This is a genomic window from Chroococcidiopsis sp. CCALA 051 (assembly GCF_003015105.1).
Taxonomy (GTDB): Bacteria; Cyanobacteriota; Cyanobacteriia; order Cyanobacteriales; family Chroococcidiopsidaceae; genus Chroococcidiopsis; species Chroococcidiopsis thermalis.
Window position 1 is genome coordinate 1 of record NZ_PYCI01000044.1, and the last position, 14,375, is coordinate 14,375.

Sequence of the window (14,375 nt, forward strand, 5' to 3'; positions counted from 1 at the left end):
TTTGTTCTAAAAGGCACTCTATCGGTTCGATGGCTTTTCTGTCTACTGCCAAGCGCCAAAAACTGTCCGAAGTATTGTAACTGTAAATTTGCTTACAAATAGTACGACACAATTACTGCTTCGATCTTTAGATATTAAACATTCGCTCTAGCAGAGATAGATCTATGGTCAGTACTGCCAGTGAGAAGTCAGCCAAGGAAAAATCAGTCGTATTTGGTGCTTGTCCCCACGACTGCCCCGATACTTGCGCGATGTTGGTGACAGTTGAAAACGGTCGCGCTACTAAGGTAGAAGGAAACCCAGACCATCCCTTTACCCGTGGTACGCTCTGCGGCAAAGTGAGCGATTATCTAGATCGAGTTTACAGTAGCGATCGCATTCTCTATCCGATGCGGCGCGTGGGTGCGAAGGGTAGCAAACAGTTCGAGCGTATTTCTTGGGATGATGCTTTAGATGAGATTGCCAGCCGCTTTGGGCAAATTATTGACGAATATGGGGCTGAGGCAATTATGCCCTGTAGCTATCTCGGACATGAAGGTTTGCTGAATGGCTTAACTGTGGGTGATGCTTTCTTCAATCGCTTGGGTGCAACTATTAGCGAACGTACCTTCTGCGCTTCCTGCACCAGTACCGCTTACATGATGACTTGCGGACTAACTCACGGTACTGACCCCGATACATTCAAGCACTCTAAATACATTATTCTTTGGGGCTGTAACGCTCTCAGCACTAACGTGCATTTATGGTCATTTATCCAAGAGGCACGTAAAAACGGGGCGAAATTAGTCTCAATTGACCCCGTGCGAACTCGTACTGCAAATCAGTCTGACTGGCATATCCCCTTGCGTCCAGGTACGGATGGGGCGTTGGCTTTGGGAATGATGCACGTTATTATTAGCGCAAATCTGATCGATGCCGAGTATGTAGAAAAGTATACTCTCGGCTACGCAGAACTGAAAGAACGAGTTGCCCAGTATCCACCAGAGAAAGTTGCCCAAATAACGGGTGTCCCCGTGTCAGATATCTTGACACTAGCAAGGGAATATGCATCTAGCCAGCCATCAGTAATCCGCTTGGGAGTGGCGCTAGAAAAACAAACAGGTGGTGGTCAGGGTGTCCGAGCTATTTGCTGTTTGCCTGCCCTAGTCGGTGCGTGGCGACATTTGGGCGGCGGATTGCTGCAAGCTCCGATGTGGCCCTTCCCCATCCGTTGGGAAGTCGTGCATCGCCCTGAATTTATTCAGCCTGGGACGCGATTAATTAACTTGTGGCAGTTAGGTGCGGCGCTAACGGGTGAACTGAGTCTCGAACCCCCAATTAAGGCGCTATTTGTTTACAACTGCAACCCCGTGACGCAATCGGCAGAGCAAGACAAGATTGTCGCTGGTTTGGCGCGGGAAGATTTATTTACAGTAGTCAGCGAACATTTTATGACTGATACTGCCGACTACGCTGATATTCTCCTGCCTGCAACGACTCAAGTTGAAAATTTAGATTTGATGTTTTCTTGGGGTCATACCTATGTAACATTAAACCAACCCGCGATCGCACCTTTGGGTGAAGCCGTCCCCAATACCGAATTATTCCGCCGTTTGGCGGCGCGGATGGGTTTTGAGGAAGAATGCTTCAAATTGACTGACGAACAACTGGCGATGGAAGTCCTCGACTGGTCAGCTCCGGTCATGCAGGATATGAGTATGGAGTCGCTGCAACAGCAAGGGTATGGCAAGTTGAAAGTCGATCTCGTTCCCCATGCTGAGGGTAATTTTCCCACACCGTCAGGGAAATGCGAGTTTCTGGCTACCGCAAAAGTAGATAGTAACTTCGTCTTGCCAGCATTTCGTCAGGGATATGAGGAATATCAACCAGGAGAACCAATCGATCCTCTACCTACCTACACGCCACAACGGGAATCAGCAGCAAGCAACCCCGAACTCGCAAAGCGGTATCCGTTGAATCTCCTCTCGGCGAAACCACACCAATTCATCAATTCCTGTTTTGCCAATTTACCCAAGCACGCCAAACTTCAAGGCGAACCGCGAGTAATTATTCATCCCGACGATGCAGCGAAGCGGGGTATAGCTGACGGTCAAGTGGTGAAGGTATTTAACGATCGCGGTTCTTTCCAAGTCCCTGCAATTGTCAGCGATATGACTCGCTCTGGGGTGGCGATCGCACCTTTGGGATATTGGCGTAAACTCAGCCTTGCCAATAATACCATCAATGCTGCTACCTCGTCTGCGTTTGCAGATATGGGTCACGCCGCCGCTGTTGGCGATGCTTTAGTTGAGGTCATGGCACTCTAATAACGCGCAAAAGCCCCCCTTTGTAAGGGGGGTTGGGGGGATCTTCTATGGCGTAGTCCGATCGCAATAGTAGGAGTAAAATTCGATACCAAGAACAATCTTTGCTCGTGCTAACTTGTCTCCATTTGCAGACAAGTGAATTATGTTAAATTGTCAACTGAAAAAACTCGTTTCTGGATTAGCGATCGCAGCTATTGCCGCTACTTTTTGCTTGCCAAATTCTGCCATAGCTAGCGATCGTCCAATTCGAGTCATTTTCGATCACGATGGCGCGTTTGAAGATTATTATGCCATCTTAACTCTAGCCCTTGCTTCGCAACAGAAATCTCCGCCAGTCAAACTGATTGGAATCACCACGATGGCACACGGAGAATCTTATTGTAATAATTCTGAAGGTTATCCAGAATTAAAACGAGAGCTGCTAGGCGATTTTAGTCCTGAAGCAGGATCGATTGACGGACTGACACAAAAAGTTTTAGCGATCGCTCAATATCGCGATGCAAAAATATATTCTGGTTGTGATGAAAGTGCGACAACTATTGACGTACCGAACGAGGCTGACGATTTTGGTCAACCCGTCCCTGGAACTGAATTTACTCCAGTACGGGTACAGTTGCCATTTGCAGGTAAACCAGCTTTAGAACCTTGTCTATTCCATCAAGAATTCGTGTCGTCTCCCCGCGATTTTGTCTGCTGGAACGAGTTTAATCGAACGTTTCGCGATGAAACTTTAAGGTATATTCTGCCGCAAGCTCAAGCAGCTTTAGAGCAATTTCAACTACGAGAAGTAGATCTGATCGATCCGAAAAAGAAAGCGGCTAATTATTTAGCAACTTCTATCTGTGAAGCATACAAAAAAGACGATCCACTGACAATCGCTACTGTTGGACCCGTAACTAACTTAGCAAGAGCCTATTCTTACATAGAAAAAAATCCTCGCAAGTACGGCTGTCCTAAGAAAATCAAACTTGCCGATTTGAGTTCTGTTATTTCTACTATTCACATGGGTGGTGTTTTGGATGAAAATAAAGCCGATAATTTTGATGTTAATGGTAACTACCGTTTAAACGAACCATTTCCAGTTTGGACGGAAGGTAACATTTACTATCAAGATGGAGAACATGTTTTTGGTTCGCACCATTTACCATTTCCAGGAACGAATTTTGAGAATATTCAAACTGGAGAACACAAAAAAGCTTTCAATTCCCTGAATAATGCCGAAGTCAATTTTTGGATTGATGCGCCTGCGGTAGATAAAGTTCTCAATTCAGGAATTCCGGCGGATGTCGTCCCGTTAAATGCTACAAATTTCGCCCGCTTGCAAGGGTTTGCCCAACGCATTCAAGATAATCCTTCTCAGTGTAATACTGCCCCCGCACAATATATCAAAAATGTTCAATTTGCTAATTCACCTGCCCCTGGCGTGTTCGTTTTTGATACACTATTTTTCTGGGATACTTTAACTGTAGCTAGTCTATGGAATGATTTTCTAAATTTTGAAGATTTCGCCGATTTAGAAATAACAACATTGACGAATGGAGATCCGAGTACGGTAACGGGACAATTACCAGAGGCAGAACTTTTTCGGCGAGATATTGGCAATCTTTTTGCTTTGGGAAGAGTCAAAAATCCCGTAAGGTTGAGTTTGTCGGTGAAGCCTGCTGCTGGCGATCCTGATTTTAAGACGACGATTCAAGATTTTGTCTTTGGTTTGGTTTGTACTAGCAATTGATCGTAAATTATTCTAACTTTTTACTCTTAGAAGTTACGAACTCGATTCCCTAAAACTCTTTTCTAGGGGGCTTCGTTCCCCCCTTCTCAAGGAGGGAACCAGGGGGGATCGAGATCTAAAACTTCAAGCGCGGAACTCCAGATATTCTTACACTAACTTGTTTTGGAAAAACGAAACGGATTAAAATTCGTATTGGTATCGTAGTAATCTTCTTGCTCTTGACGCTTTAACCAATTAGTAACCATATAAGTCATAGGTGTAAATAAAATCTCAATTCCACATTTAAATAAATAATTAGATACAATCAGCGCCCATATTACACTATTGGGAACAATTCCAAAAAAAGCAATCAAAATAAATATTGTCGTATCCAAAACTTGCCCTACTAAAGTTGAGCCAATCGTGCGAGTCCACAGCCACTTACCGCGAGTTAAGATCTTCAATTTTGCTAAAATAAAAGAATTAGAAAACTCTCCTACCCAGTAAGCTATTAAACTTGCAGCGACAATTCTCGGAGTAGAGCCTAAAATTTGATGATACGCCTCTTGATATTTCCAATCTGCTGCTGGAGGTAACGCGCCAACAAGACTAAAAGTTACAGCCATTAAAAAAGCACAGAAAAACCCCAACCAAATAACCTTTCTAGAACGAGAGTATCCGTATACTTCAGTTAAGATATCGCCAAAAATATAACTGAGTGGAAAAATTAGCGTTCCGCCATCAAAGGTAAACCATCCTAAGCTAACGATTTTATTTGAGGTAATATTTGAGATTAGTAAAACAGTCACAAATAAAGTCGCGATCGCGTCTAGATGTTTGTAAGATTTAGACATTTAGAATTAGGGAGTAGGGAGTGGGGAGTCGGGGAATCATTATGAATCCTGTCTCCTCAGTTTTGACTTCTAACTTTTGACTTTTGACTTTTGAATTATGAATCAGACGCAAGTACCAGTAGATCGATACGTTAAAGTTGATTCTATTAATACTCGTTATTGGATGATGGGAAGTGGAAATCCCGTTATTTTGTTACATGGGGGTCAAGGTTCGGTAGAGTTTTGGTTGTATAACATTGGTACTCTAGCAAAATCTCACTGCGTCTACGCACTCGATATGGTGGGTTCTGGACGTTCGGATAAGCCTCAAGCTTCCTATTCACTCACATACCAGGCTCAGTTTATCAAAGATTTTATGGATACCCTTGGGATTGAATCTGCGACTTTAATAGGCAATTCTATGGGTGGTGGTGCGGCTTTACAACTGGCTTTGCTATTTCCCCAACGGGTGAATAAGTTGGTGTTGGTAGATAGCATGGGATTTGGTAAGGAAATCGCTTTAGGTATCCGCCTAACAACTTTACCCTTGCTGATTAGGTTACTGCGTCCGTCACGCCGCCTGCTAGCGCCGATGTTAAAAAATAATTTTTTCAACCCGCAAAGCATTCCTTCTGAGTGGGTGGAACTGCGATATCCCATCTTTGCTTTACCTGGAAGAAAACCCGCACTGATGGCGATGGTTAAGACGAATTTTCACTTGTTAGGAGTGCGATCGCAAGTGTTTCGTCCAATTCTCAGTCAACTTGCTACCATTACCGTACCAACTTTAGTAATTTGGGGCAAACAAGACAGAATTATACCAGTAGCTCACGCGCATATTGCAGCTAAAACTATACCTAACGCTCATCTCCACATTTTCGATCGCTGCGGGCATCATCCTCATTTAGAATATCCAGAGAAGTTTAATAATTTGGTATTGGAGTTTTTGGCTAGTGAGTATAAAAATTAATGTCAAGCTTTCTGCTTAATTATAAGGTGAGCAATGCTCACCCTACTTAACACTATTCTACGCAGTTACTGACAAACTTTATTTGGTAATGCACCAGAACCAACAATTGCTTCTTTGCCACACTCCAAACCATTTTTATAAATCCTTACTATCACTGAACTGCTGCCAATTGTGTTTCCAGTTGCTGAAACTATTGCATTTTTAGGAGCGGAAAAATTGACTGTGTGAGGCAGTTTTGCTTTAACGCTTTCAGCTCTCATAGGTGTATTATGATTATTCATATCCATAATCACATAACCTCCATACAGCTCTGCTCCATTAGAACCTTCCCACTTAACTTGGTACTGATCCTGATTACCAAAAGAATTGCTCAAAGCTAATAAAGGATTACCAAAAGCTCTAAGTGCGAGGAAGGCAAAACTACCCAAGAATACTAGTTTGATTAAGTTTTTCATCGAACTGAAAAGTGAAACTCTAATATTAGTTTTCCCAAAAGCTTACTATTAACTCACAGATCGACAAAGTAAAATGCAAATAATGTCAGTAGTATAACTAGCTCGATAGAAGTAGTGGTAGGGAATTCACTTTTGGTAGAAGGGAGGGAGCGCGATTGAGAGATAGCAGATTGGATTGCTATCATATTCTCTGGCAAGATATCGACACGAAAAGTATGAAAATTAAAGCAATAATTCACCCAGCAGAAGAGGGAGGCTATTGGGCAGAGGTTCCAGCACTCTCAGGTTGCATTACTGAAGGAGAAACAATGGAAGAAGTAATGGCTAATTTAAAGGAGGCTATTGAAGGTTGGCTTGAGGTTGCCAATGAAAGTCATTCTACTACGTCAACGAATTAATTTTATGCCACTCTGAAGCCCGATCGCGAATCTTCTCTAATTCTTCCCCTGACATTCTTTCTAAGTTTCGCAACATTTGACTCATACGGTGATTGTTTTTTAAACTATCGTAATGACGGGCGAGAAAATCCCAGTAGAAGAAGTTGAAAGGACAAGCTTTTTCACCCGTGCGATCGCGAGGGTTATAATAACAATTCTTACAATAATCGCTCATTTTATTGACATAATTTGCCGACGCTGCATAAGGCTTCGATGCCATCATTCCCCCATCAGCAAACTGTCCCATGCCAATGACATTTGTTTGCATTACCCAATCATAAGCATCAATAAATGCGGCGTGAAACCAATCTTCTAATTCTTGCGGTGAAATCCCTGCAATTAAGGCAAAGTTATTTAAGATCATCAACCGCTGAATGTGGTGAGCATAGCCAATTTCTTTTACCTGCTTGAGAATCTGGTACAAACAATTCATTTGCGTATTTCCAGTCCAATAAAACTCAGGTAAGGGTTGAGCGTGATTAAACCAATTTTTTGTGGGATAATCTTCACCCATATAGATATAAATCCCGTGCATATATTCGCGCCAACCCAAAATTTGACGAATAAATCCCTCGATACTATTGAGTTCCCACTCACCCTGATTTTCGTAATATGCTTTTTCTGCGGCTTGCACGACTTCTAAAGGATGAATTAACCCCAGATTGAGGTAAGGAGACAGCATCGCGTGCCACATTGTCTGTTCTCCCGTTACCATTGCATCTTGGTAGGGTCCAAAATTAGACAAGCGAGTTTGAATGAAAAAGTCAAGAACTTGTAATGCTTGTTGACGGGTAACTCCCCAGCGAAAAGGTTGGATTTGCCAGTACTTTTGACTATCTTTAAATGCAGGTGACTGTATGACAAAATCAATCACATCTTGAGTAATGCGATCGCATTCAAACCATAAAGCTTCCGGTAATTTTAGTTTACCTTTAGGTGGCTGGCGGTTGTCTTTGTCAAAATTCCAACGTCCGCCTGCGGGTAAATCGCCTACCATAAGAATATCAAACCGCTTTCTACCTTCTCGATAGAAATCTTCCATAATCAGGCGCTTGCGAGAACTTGCCCACTGGATAAATTCTGCATCACCCCAAATGAAACGATTATTGGGTGTAAATTGAATTTGACAAGGGAGATTTAAGCTTTCTATTAATTTAGCAAAAGGGCGATCGCTCGGTGTCATCACTCGCAATTCTGCTATTTGATTTTGTTGAATCCACTCTATTAGAGGAGTTTGAAAATCTTCGGCTTGCTTGTAAGTAACATTCCATCCCGCTTGCTTTAACTCCTCGGCAAAATGGCGCATCGCCGACCATACTAATACCAATTTTTGTAAGTGGTAGGGTAATTCTTGAGCATGGCGCAAAGATTCAATAAAAATAACTGGAGTTTGTTGTTTTTTATCGGCACAACTTTGTAGTGCTGATTGTCCCATCCAAAGTTGATCGCCTAAAACCCAAATACCTATAATTTTGTCATCTGTCATTTGTCATTTGTCATTTGTGGGTAGTGAGGAGTGCTAATTGGTAGTTGACTGTTGTTTTTTTCTCCCTTGTCTTCCTTGTCCCCCTTGTCTTCCTTGTCCCCTGACTGGTCACTGTTCGCTGATAACTGTTCCAGGCTACGCCAAAGATACCAGGATGCGATCGTACAATAAGGTTTCCACTGCTGTCCCAATTGTTCTACAGTTTTACGGTGGGGTAGCTCTGCCAAATTGTAGACTTTGCGCACGCCAGCTCGAATACCTAAGTCATCTATAGGTAACACGTCCCAGCGATGCAATCGAAAAATTAATAACATCTGCACCGTCCAACGTCCAATTCCTTTAACCTGGGTAAGCGTCTGAACGATTGTTTCGTCGTCTAATAATTCCAACTCGGCGATGGTAGGCAATCCATTTGTCACCTTGGCTGCCAAGTCTTTCAAGTAAATAATTTTAGGACGAGAAATACCCACTCCCCGCAAAACTTCATCTGGAGTATTGAGGATATCTAAGGCGGAGGGAAGTTGTGCGGGAGAAATTTTCAAAAATCGCTGGTGAATCGCAGTTGCAGATTTAGTTGAAAGTTGTTGATGGATAATGGCTTTGGAGAGGGAGAAAAATAAATCTCCCGTTTGCTGGACTCGATCGAGGCGACAAGCACCAACTCTTTGAATTAGAGTAGCAAGGATAGGGTCGGATTTTGTAAGTGCCGCGATCGCAACTGAATAATCCATTCTTGACCCTCAGAGCTTGCCATCTTAACATTGTATTTCTTGCCAGGGTTTTGCGATCGCGCATCTGAGCGAAATGACATCCTTAACAGTGGCAGCTAATGCTTTAGACTAAATCTGAGATCGTCAAGGCACAAGGGAACGTTAATGGCAGAGAAAGCTGATGCACTCAAAATCACCAGACGCGATGAAGACTACTCCCGCTGGTATCTAGACATTGTAGACAGAGCTAAGCTAGCCGAAGACTCTGGGATTCGCGGTTGCATGATTATTCGACCGGAAGGATTTGCGATTTGGGAGAAAATGCAGCAAACCCTGGACGGAATGTTTAAAGACACCGGACACACGAATGCTTACTTTCCGGTATTTATTCCCGTCAGCTACTTCTCTAAAGAAGCCGAACACGTTTCTGGCTTTGCCAAAGAATGCGCTGTTGTGACTCACCATCGGCTACAACTGACTGAATCGGGAGAAATTACCGTCGATCCCGACGCTGAACTATCCGAACCACTCGTTGTCAGACCGACTAGCGAAACTATTATTTGGTCAGCATATCGTAATTGGATTCAAAGCTATCGAGATTTACCGATTCTATTGAATCAATGGGCAAATATTTGTCGCTGGGAATTGAGAACCAGACCTTTCTTACGCACAACCGAATTTCTGTGGCAAGAAGGACATACAGCTCATGCAACTGCTGATGAAGCTGAAGCTGAAGCAAGGCAAATGTTAGAAATTTACAAAACTTTTGTCGAGCAGTATTTAGCTATTCCAGTATTTGCCGGACGCAAGACAGAAAATGAAAAGTTTCCTGGGGCAGTACATACTTATACAATCGAAACAATGACGCAAGATAAACGCGCCATTCAAGTCGGTACTAGCCACAATTTAGGCACGACTTTTTCTAAAGCCTTTGACGTGAAATATTTGTCTGCTGAAGGGACGCAAGAGTATCCATTTGCGACGAGTTGGGGTATCACGACCAGAATGATCGGTACTCTGATTATGGTTCACTCCGACGATCGCGGTTTTGTTTGTCCGCCGCGCATTGCTCCTTTACAGGTGATTGGCGTGCCGATTTATCGTAAGGACGCGGAAAAAGAGCAAGTATTAGCTCGATTTACCGAACTACAAGAACAGTTCAAAGCAACGAAAGCGTTTTCATTTAAAGTCGATACGCGGGATAATTTAAGTCCAGGGTTCAAGTTTAACGATTGGGAATTAAAAGGTATTCCTTTACGTTTAGAAATGGGTCCGAGAGACTTAGCAAATGGTACTGCCGTGTTAGTTCGTCGCGATACTGGTGAGAAAATTAGTGTGGCTCAAAGTGACTTGGAATCCCAAATTAAAACTTTATTAGAGGACATCCAAGTTAGCTTATTTAAACGGGCGCAAGAATTTCAGCAACAGAATTTGCACTTTGTCGAAACCTACGCTGAATTTCAGCAACAAATTGAGGAAAAAGCAGGTTTTTACGTTGCTTACTTTGATGGTAATTCTGACGACGAAGAGAAAATCAAAGAAGAAACTAAAGCAACCGGACGCTGCATTCCTTTCGACCTACAACAAGGTACGGGGAAATGTTTTTATACGGGTAGGCAAACAGATCGGCGAGTCATTTTTGCTAGAGCGTACTAGCAGTGACCAGTGACCAGTGACCAGTTATCAGTAACCAGTGAAGCAAGCATGTAGCGTGCAGGGTGCAGGGTGCGAATGGTAATATTTCTCCTCTGCCCCTCTGTTCCTCTACTTCTCTGCTCCAATCTTCCGCGCAGCAGCCAGGAGCAATCTTTGCTCAGCACGGGCGATCGCTTTATAAGTCTGTTCGACGGCATTCGGTTCGACGGAAATAGAGGTAATACCCGATTGAATCAGGGAGTCAATGATTTCTGGATATAGGACGGGAGCCTGACCGCAGATCGAGCAGGAAATATTAGCTTGCTGCGCCATTTGGATAATTTGGGCGATCGCTTGCAGGACAACTGGGTGACGTTCGTTGAGATTCGCCGCTAACTCGCCGCGATCGCGGTCTACTCCCAGCAACAATTGAGTCAAGTCGTTCGTGCCAATGGAAACTCCTTGAACTCCTGCTTTGACGTATTGGGGTAGTAGAAATAGCACTGAAGGCACTTCTGCCACGATCCACAGTTGAAATTGTGCAACTTGATTTAGTCCTGCTTGCTCGACGCGCTGACGGCAGAAACTAAACTCTTCGACACTGCGGACAAACGGTAACATGAGGTGAAGATTTGTTTGACCGGACTGCTGCACAGCGGCTAAAGCAGCTAGTTCCAAGTCAAAAACTTTCGGATCTTTGAGATAACTCAACGTCCCGCGCTGTCCCAGGATGGAATTACGGCTGTTACCAGCAGCAGCATCCACACCATCCAGATTCAAAGATTGAAATTCTGGCGATCGCCAATCTAAAGAGCGATAGAATACGGGTCTGGGAGCAAAAGCATTGACAAATTGACTAATTTGTGCTGTCCATAAATCTAATAATTCAGCCTGTCGTCCTTGTTGCAACCACACTCTCGGGTGCTGTCCCTCTAACACGTTCAGCATCATCAGTTCCGATCGCAACAACCCCACGCCATCGACGGGTAAATCCTTAACCTGAGCAATTAAACTCGGCTGACTCAAATTGAGCATGAGTTGAGTGACTATAGTAGGGAGTTGGGAGTCGGGAGTCGGGAGTCGGGAAATTTTGACTTTTGAATTTTGACTTTTGACTTCTCCCTTGTCCCCCTTGTCTCCCTTGTCCCCCTTGTCCCCCTCGTCGCCTCTTCTCCACACTTCACCGCGATCGCCATTCAATTCCAATAATTCTCCTGTTCGGATCGATCCTGTGGCGCGCGCAACACTCACAACAGCCGGAATACCTAATTCTCTAGCAAGGATAGCGCTGTGAGAAGTCAATCCTCCTTGCTCGGTGATGATTCCCGCTGCTTGTTGCAATAGGGGTAGCCAGTCAGGGGCGATCGCTGGAGCGACTAAAATCGATCCTGCTGGTATAGTGACAGGTCGCGGTTCGCTTTTTGCGATCACGTATGCTGGAGCAATGACCTCTCCCCTTGCTGCTGCGATTCCTGAGATAAATTCCGAATTCCGTAGCTTGCTTAAGCGAGGAGGTATTCGGAATTCCGAATCTTCTTTTGGCTGTTGGCTGTTGGCTGCTGGCTCCCGAACTCTATAGGTATTCGCGTGGGTCAGGTAGAGTTGCGGTTCTGCGTCGATCCCTGTTTGAGCCAACGTCCACTCTAAATAGAATGCTGCGCCCAAATCTGTTTTTAGTTGTTGCGTGAGTTGAATCAGTTGTTGGAGAGACTCATCGCTGAGAGCATACTGCTGCTGTTGTGCTTCGCTCAACAAGTATGTTTGCAAGCAAGGGGTGACAGATGAGGGTAAAAGAGAAGTCGTACAAAGAGTTAAATCTGAAATGAAGGGAATATTGCCAACTCCATAAGCCAATATTTTATTACCCAACTGCCGCGATCGCACTTGATTCGTTGCGGTGGAAACGAAGTAGAGATCGGGTGAAACTTCCCCACGGGCGATCGCTATCCCTAAACCCCAAGTAGCGCTAATCTCAATCTCAGAGGGGTTACACGTTAAAATTCCCGAGGCGATCGCATTTTGTAGGGGTTGTACCAAGACTGCTAGATGAATGTCTCGCCATTCAATCCTGTGGCGCTGCCAATACAAAAGACTTCTAGCGCGAAATAACTGGCTCCAAGTTTGCTTCAAAGCCAGGGCGATCGCTTCCGGTTCTGGACAACATATTTGAGCTTCTAGCAGTCCAGAGAAATTGAGACTTTGGATTGCCGTAGTTTTCAGAATTAAAGAAGGGCGAAAAATTAATGCCGATGCTTGCCACGATTGCGTCGCTTCTAGCAGCGATCGCCAGTACTCTTCTGGTAAGGGTGCGGCAAGAATTTCTTGCTGTAGGCGTTGGGCAACTTTCTGGAGTTGATGACTATCATCAACATTTATTCTCAATGAAGATTCTGGCAGATCGGCAATTAATGGATCGGACGAATTTAACTGCGCGAGAAATTTCCACAGAGTTTGAGCGGGAACGACACAACTAGGTACTACTGGATAACCGTTTGTCGCAATCCGACCGAGATGGAATGCCTTTTCTCCTATCTGTAGGCGTTCTGCGGCTGAAATTTGCTCCAGTAAGTAGAGTGTGTTCAAGAATTTTCTCTCGTCAGTTATCAGTAAAGAGTGGCTAGTGACTAGTGGCTGGTGGCTAGATAATTTTGAATGCGTGAATGCGTGAATTCTTCCTCCGACTCCCGACTCCCTTCTTATTTGTTTATTTAAGCAAATTCCTGGGAAAACTAGATCGAGCATAGCTAGAAACCAATAAGCGTGCTGTCTATGCAAATCCCTTTGAACGCTTACTCAAGAGGTCAAGATTACTATGTTACTAAAAGCCCAACAGTATCGATTAGTTACGAGAAGCGATTTTGACGGTCTCGTCTGTGCTGTTTTACTAAAAAGTTTAAATTTAATCAATGAGATTAAGTTCGTCCATCCGAAAGATATGCAAGATGGCAAAATTGAAATTACTAATCATGATATTACTACAAATTTACCTTATGTTGAAGGTACGTATTTAGCCTTCGACCATCATTTTAGCGAAACGCTGAGAAATCGCGATCGCTCCTCCACTCATATCATCGATCCTAACGCTCCATCTGCTGCCAGAGTTGTTTACGATTATTTTGGTGGAGCGGAAAAATTCCCTCATATTTCCCAAGAGATGATGACAGCAGTTGATCGAGCGGACTCAGCTCAATTTACTTTAGAGGAAGTTTTACGACCTCAAGGCTGGGTACTGCTGAATTTTTTGATGGATGCGAGAACGGGGTTAGGTAGATTTAGAGATTTTAGAATTTCTAATTACGATTTAATGATGAATTCGATCGATGCTTGTAAAGACAGCACGATTGACGAGATTTTAAATCTTCCTGACGTGAAAGAAAGGGTCGATGTTTATCGCGAACACGAAGCTAAATTTCAAGCACAAATTAAAAAGTGTGCGACTGTTCGTGACAAAACAGTTGTATTAGATCTGAGGCAAGAAGAGACTATTTACGCGGGAAATCGGTTTATGGTTTACGCTTTATATCCTGAGTGTACTGTCTCAATTCATGTCATGTGGGGTTTGAAGCAACAAAATACAGTGTTTGCAGTTGGTAAATCGATTTTCGATCGCAGTTCTCAAGTTAATATTGGCGAGTTGATGTTAAAGTATGGTGGTGGTGGTCATGCCAACGCTGGAACTTGTCAAGTCGCGCATGAAGTAGTGGATGAAACATTAAGGGAAATCCTTAGCCAAATTAAGGCGAACGAGTAATTTAAATTTGATTTTATTGGTTTGAATATCATATTCGTGTAGGGGTGGGTTCACCAAAAATACTTGAAATACTTGCAGTTT

General features: G+C 43.7%; 11 protein-coding genes. 6 read left to right on the forward strand and 5 right to left on the reverse strand.

The window, feature by feature from the left end:
- Nucleotides 1-164 precede the first annotated feature (164 nt).
- Nucleotides 165-2,306: a molybdopterin-dependent oxidoreductase gene (locus C7Y66_RS12875; protein ID WP_106545882.1), complete on the forward strand. Its 2,142-nt coding sequence runs from the start codon at nucleotides 165-167 to the stop codon at nucleotides 2,304-2,306.
- 142 nt (nucleotides 2,307-2,448) lie between these two features.
- Nucleotides 2,449-4,038: a nucleoside hydrolase gene (locus C7Y66_RS12880; RefSeq protein WP_015155163.1), complete on the forward strand. Its 1,590-nt coding sequence runs from the start codon at nucleotides 2,449-2,451 to the stop codon at nucleotides 4,036-4,038.
- 152 nt (nucleotides 4,039-4,190) lie between these two features.
- Here C7Y66_RS12880 and C7Y66_RS12885 read toward each other — a convergent pair whose 3' ends face one another.
- Nucleotides 4,191-4,871 (reverse strand): queuosine precursor transporter, encoded by a 681-nt coding sequence (locus tag C7Y66_RS12885; RefSeq protein ID WP_106545883.1) that lies wholly within the window; start codon nucleotides 4,869-4,871, stop codon nucleotides 4,191-4,193.
- A 97-nt stretch (nucleotides 4,872-4,968) separates the two neighbouring features.
- Between C7Y66_RS12885 and C7Y66_RS12890 the strand changes: the two genes are divergently transcribed.
- Nucleotides 4,969-5,820, forward strand: coding sequence for an alpha/beta fold hydrolase (locus C7Y66_RS12890; protein WP_015155165.1), 852 nt, complete (start codon nucleotides 4,969-4,971; stop codon nucleotides 5,818-5,820).
- A 65-nt stretch (nucleotides 5,821-5,885) separates the two neighbouring features.
- On the opposite strand, the gene C7Y66_RS12895 is transcribed toward C7Y66_RS12890, so the two are convergent.
- Complete coding sequence (locus tag C7Y66_RS12895; RefSeq protein ID WP_106545884.1) at nucleotides 5,886-6,275, reverse strand: hypothetical protein; 390 nt, start codon at nucleotides 6,273-6,275, stop codon at nucleotides 5,886-5,888.
- A 215-nt stretch (nucleotides 6,276-6,490) separates the two neighbouring features.
- Between C7Y66_RS12895 and C7Y66_RS12900 the strand changes: the two genes are divergently transcribed.
- Complete coding sequence (locus C7Y66_RS12900) at nucleotides 6,491-6,673, forward strand: type II toxin-antitoxin system HicB family antitoxin (protein WP_106545885.1); 183 nt, start codon at nucleotides 6,491-6,493, stop codon at nucleotides 6,671-6,673.
- Here the strand turns inward: C7Y66_RS12900 and C7Y66_RS12905 are convergent.
- Together C7Y66_RS12905 and C7Y66_RS12910 are read right to left on the reverse strand one after the other, a co-directional pair.
- Nucleotides 6,657-8,198, reverse strand: a complete 1,542-nt coding sequence (locus C7Y66_RS12905; protein WP_106545886.1) for a cryptochrome/photolyase family protein — start codon at nucleotides 8,196-8,198, stop codon at nucleotides 6,657-6,659. The genes C7Y66_RS12900 and C7Y66_RS12905 overlap by 17 nt on opposite strands.
- On the reverse strand, nucleotides 8,195-8,929 hold the full coding sequence (locus C7Y66_RS12910; RefSeq protein ID WP_106545887.1) for a DNA-3-methyladenine glycosylase: 735 nt from the start codon (nucleotides 8,927-8,929) through the stop codon (nucleotides 8,195-8,197). The genes C7Y66_RS12905 and C7Y66_RS12910 overlap by 4 nt, the downstream gene beginning before the upstream one ends.
- Before the next feature lie 144 nt (nucleotides 8,930-9,073).
- Here C7Y66_RS12910 and proS point away from each other — a divergent pair, with 144 nt between their 5' ends.
- Nucleotides 9,074-10,564: a proline--tRNA ligase gene (gene proS, locus C7Y66_RS12915; RefSeq protein ID WP_106545888.1), complete on the forward strand. Its 1,491-nt coding sequence runs from the start codon at nucleotides 9,074-9,076 to the stop codon at nucleotides 10,562-10,564.
- Between the two features lie 108 nt (nucleotides 10,565-10,672).
- Here proS and C7Y66_RS12920 read toward each other — a convergent pair whose 3' ends face one another.
- Nucleotides 10,673-13,126, reverse strand: coding sequence for a putative PEP-binding protein (locus tag C7Y66_RS12920; protein WP_106545889.1), 2,454 nt, complete (start codon nucleotides 13,124-13,126; stop codon nucleotides 10,673-10,675).
- 229 nt (nucleotides 13,127-13,355) lie between these two features.
- Between C7Y66_RS12920 and C7Y66_RS12925 the strand changes: the two genes are divergently transcribed.
- The gene (locus C7Y66_RS12925) at nucleotides 13,356-14,294 is read left to right on the forward strand and encodes an exopolyphosphatase (protein WP_106545890.1); all 939 of its coding nucleotides are present in this window, start codon (nucleotides 13,356-13,358) and stop codon (nucleotides 14,292-14,294) included.
- Nucleotides 14,295-14,375 lie beyond the last annotated feature (81 nt).

What these genes read in the sequence shown, in the direction of transcription:
- C7Y66_RS12875 (WP_106545882.1), top strand. Translation starts at nt 165, where the DNA reads ATGGTCAGTACTGCCAGTGAGAAGTCAGCCAAGGAAAAATCAGTCGTA.
- C7Y66_RS12880 (WP_015155163.1), top strand. Translation starts at nt 2,449, where the DNA reads ATGTTAAATTGTCAACTGAAAAAACTCGTTTCTGGATTAGCGATCGCA.
- C7Y66_RS12885 (WP_106545883.1), bottom strand. Translation starts at nt 4,871, where the DNA reads ATGTCTAAATCTTACAAACATCTAGACGCGATCGCGACTTTATTTGTG.
- C7Y66_RS12890 (WP_015155165.1), top strand. Translation starts at nt 4,969, where the DNA reads ATGAATCAGACGCAAGTACCAGTAGATCGATACGTTAAAGTTGATTCT.
- C7Y66_RS12895 (WP_106545884.1), bottom strand. Translation starts at nt 6,275, where the DNA reads ATGAAAAACTTAATCAAACTAGTATTCTTGGGTAGTTTTGCCTTCCTC.
- C7Y66_RS12900 (WP_106545885.1), top strand. Translation starts at nt 6,491, where the DNA reads ATGAAAATTAAAGCAATAATTCACCCAGCAGAAGAGGGAGGCTATTGG.
- C7Y66_RS12905 (WP_106545886.1), bottom strand. Translation starts at nt 8,198, where the DNA reads ATGACAGATGACAAAATTATAGGTATTTGGGTTTTAGGCGATCAACTT.
- C7Y66_RS12910 (WP_106545887.1), bottom strand. Translation starts at nt 8,929, where the DNA reads ATGGATTATTCAGTTGCGATCGCGGCACTTACAAAATCCGACCCTATC.
- proS (WP_106545888.1), top strand. Translation starts at nt 9,074, where the DNA reads ATGGCAGAGAAAGCTGATGCACTCAAAATCACCAGACGCGATGAAGAC.
- C7Y66_RS12925 (WP_106545890.1), top strand. Translation starts at nt 13,356, where the DNA reads ATGTTACTAAAAGCCCAACAGTATCGATTAGTTACGAGAAGCGATTTT.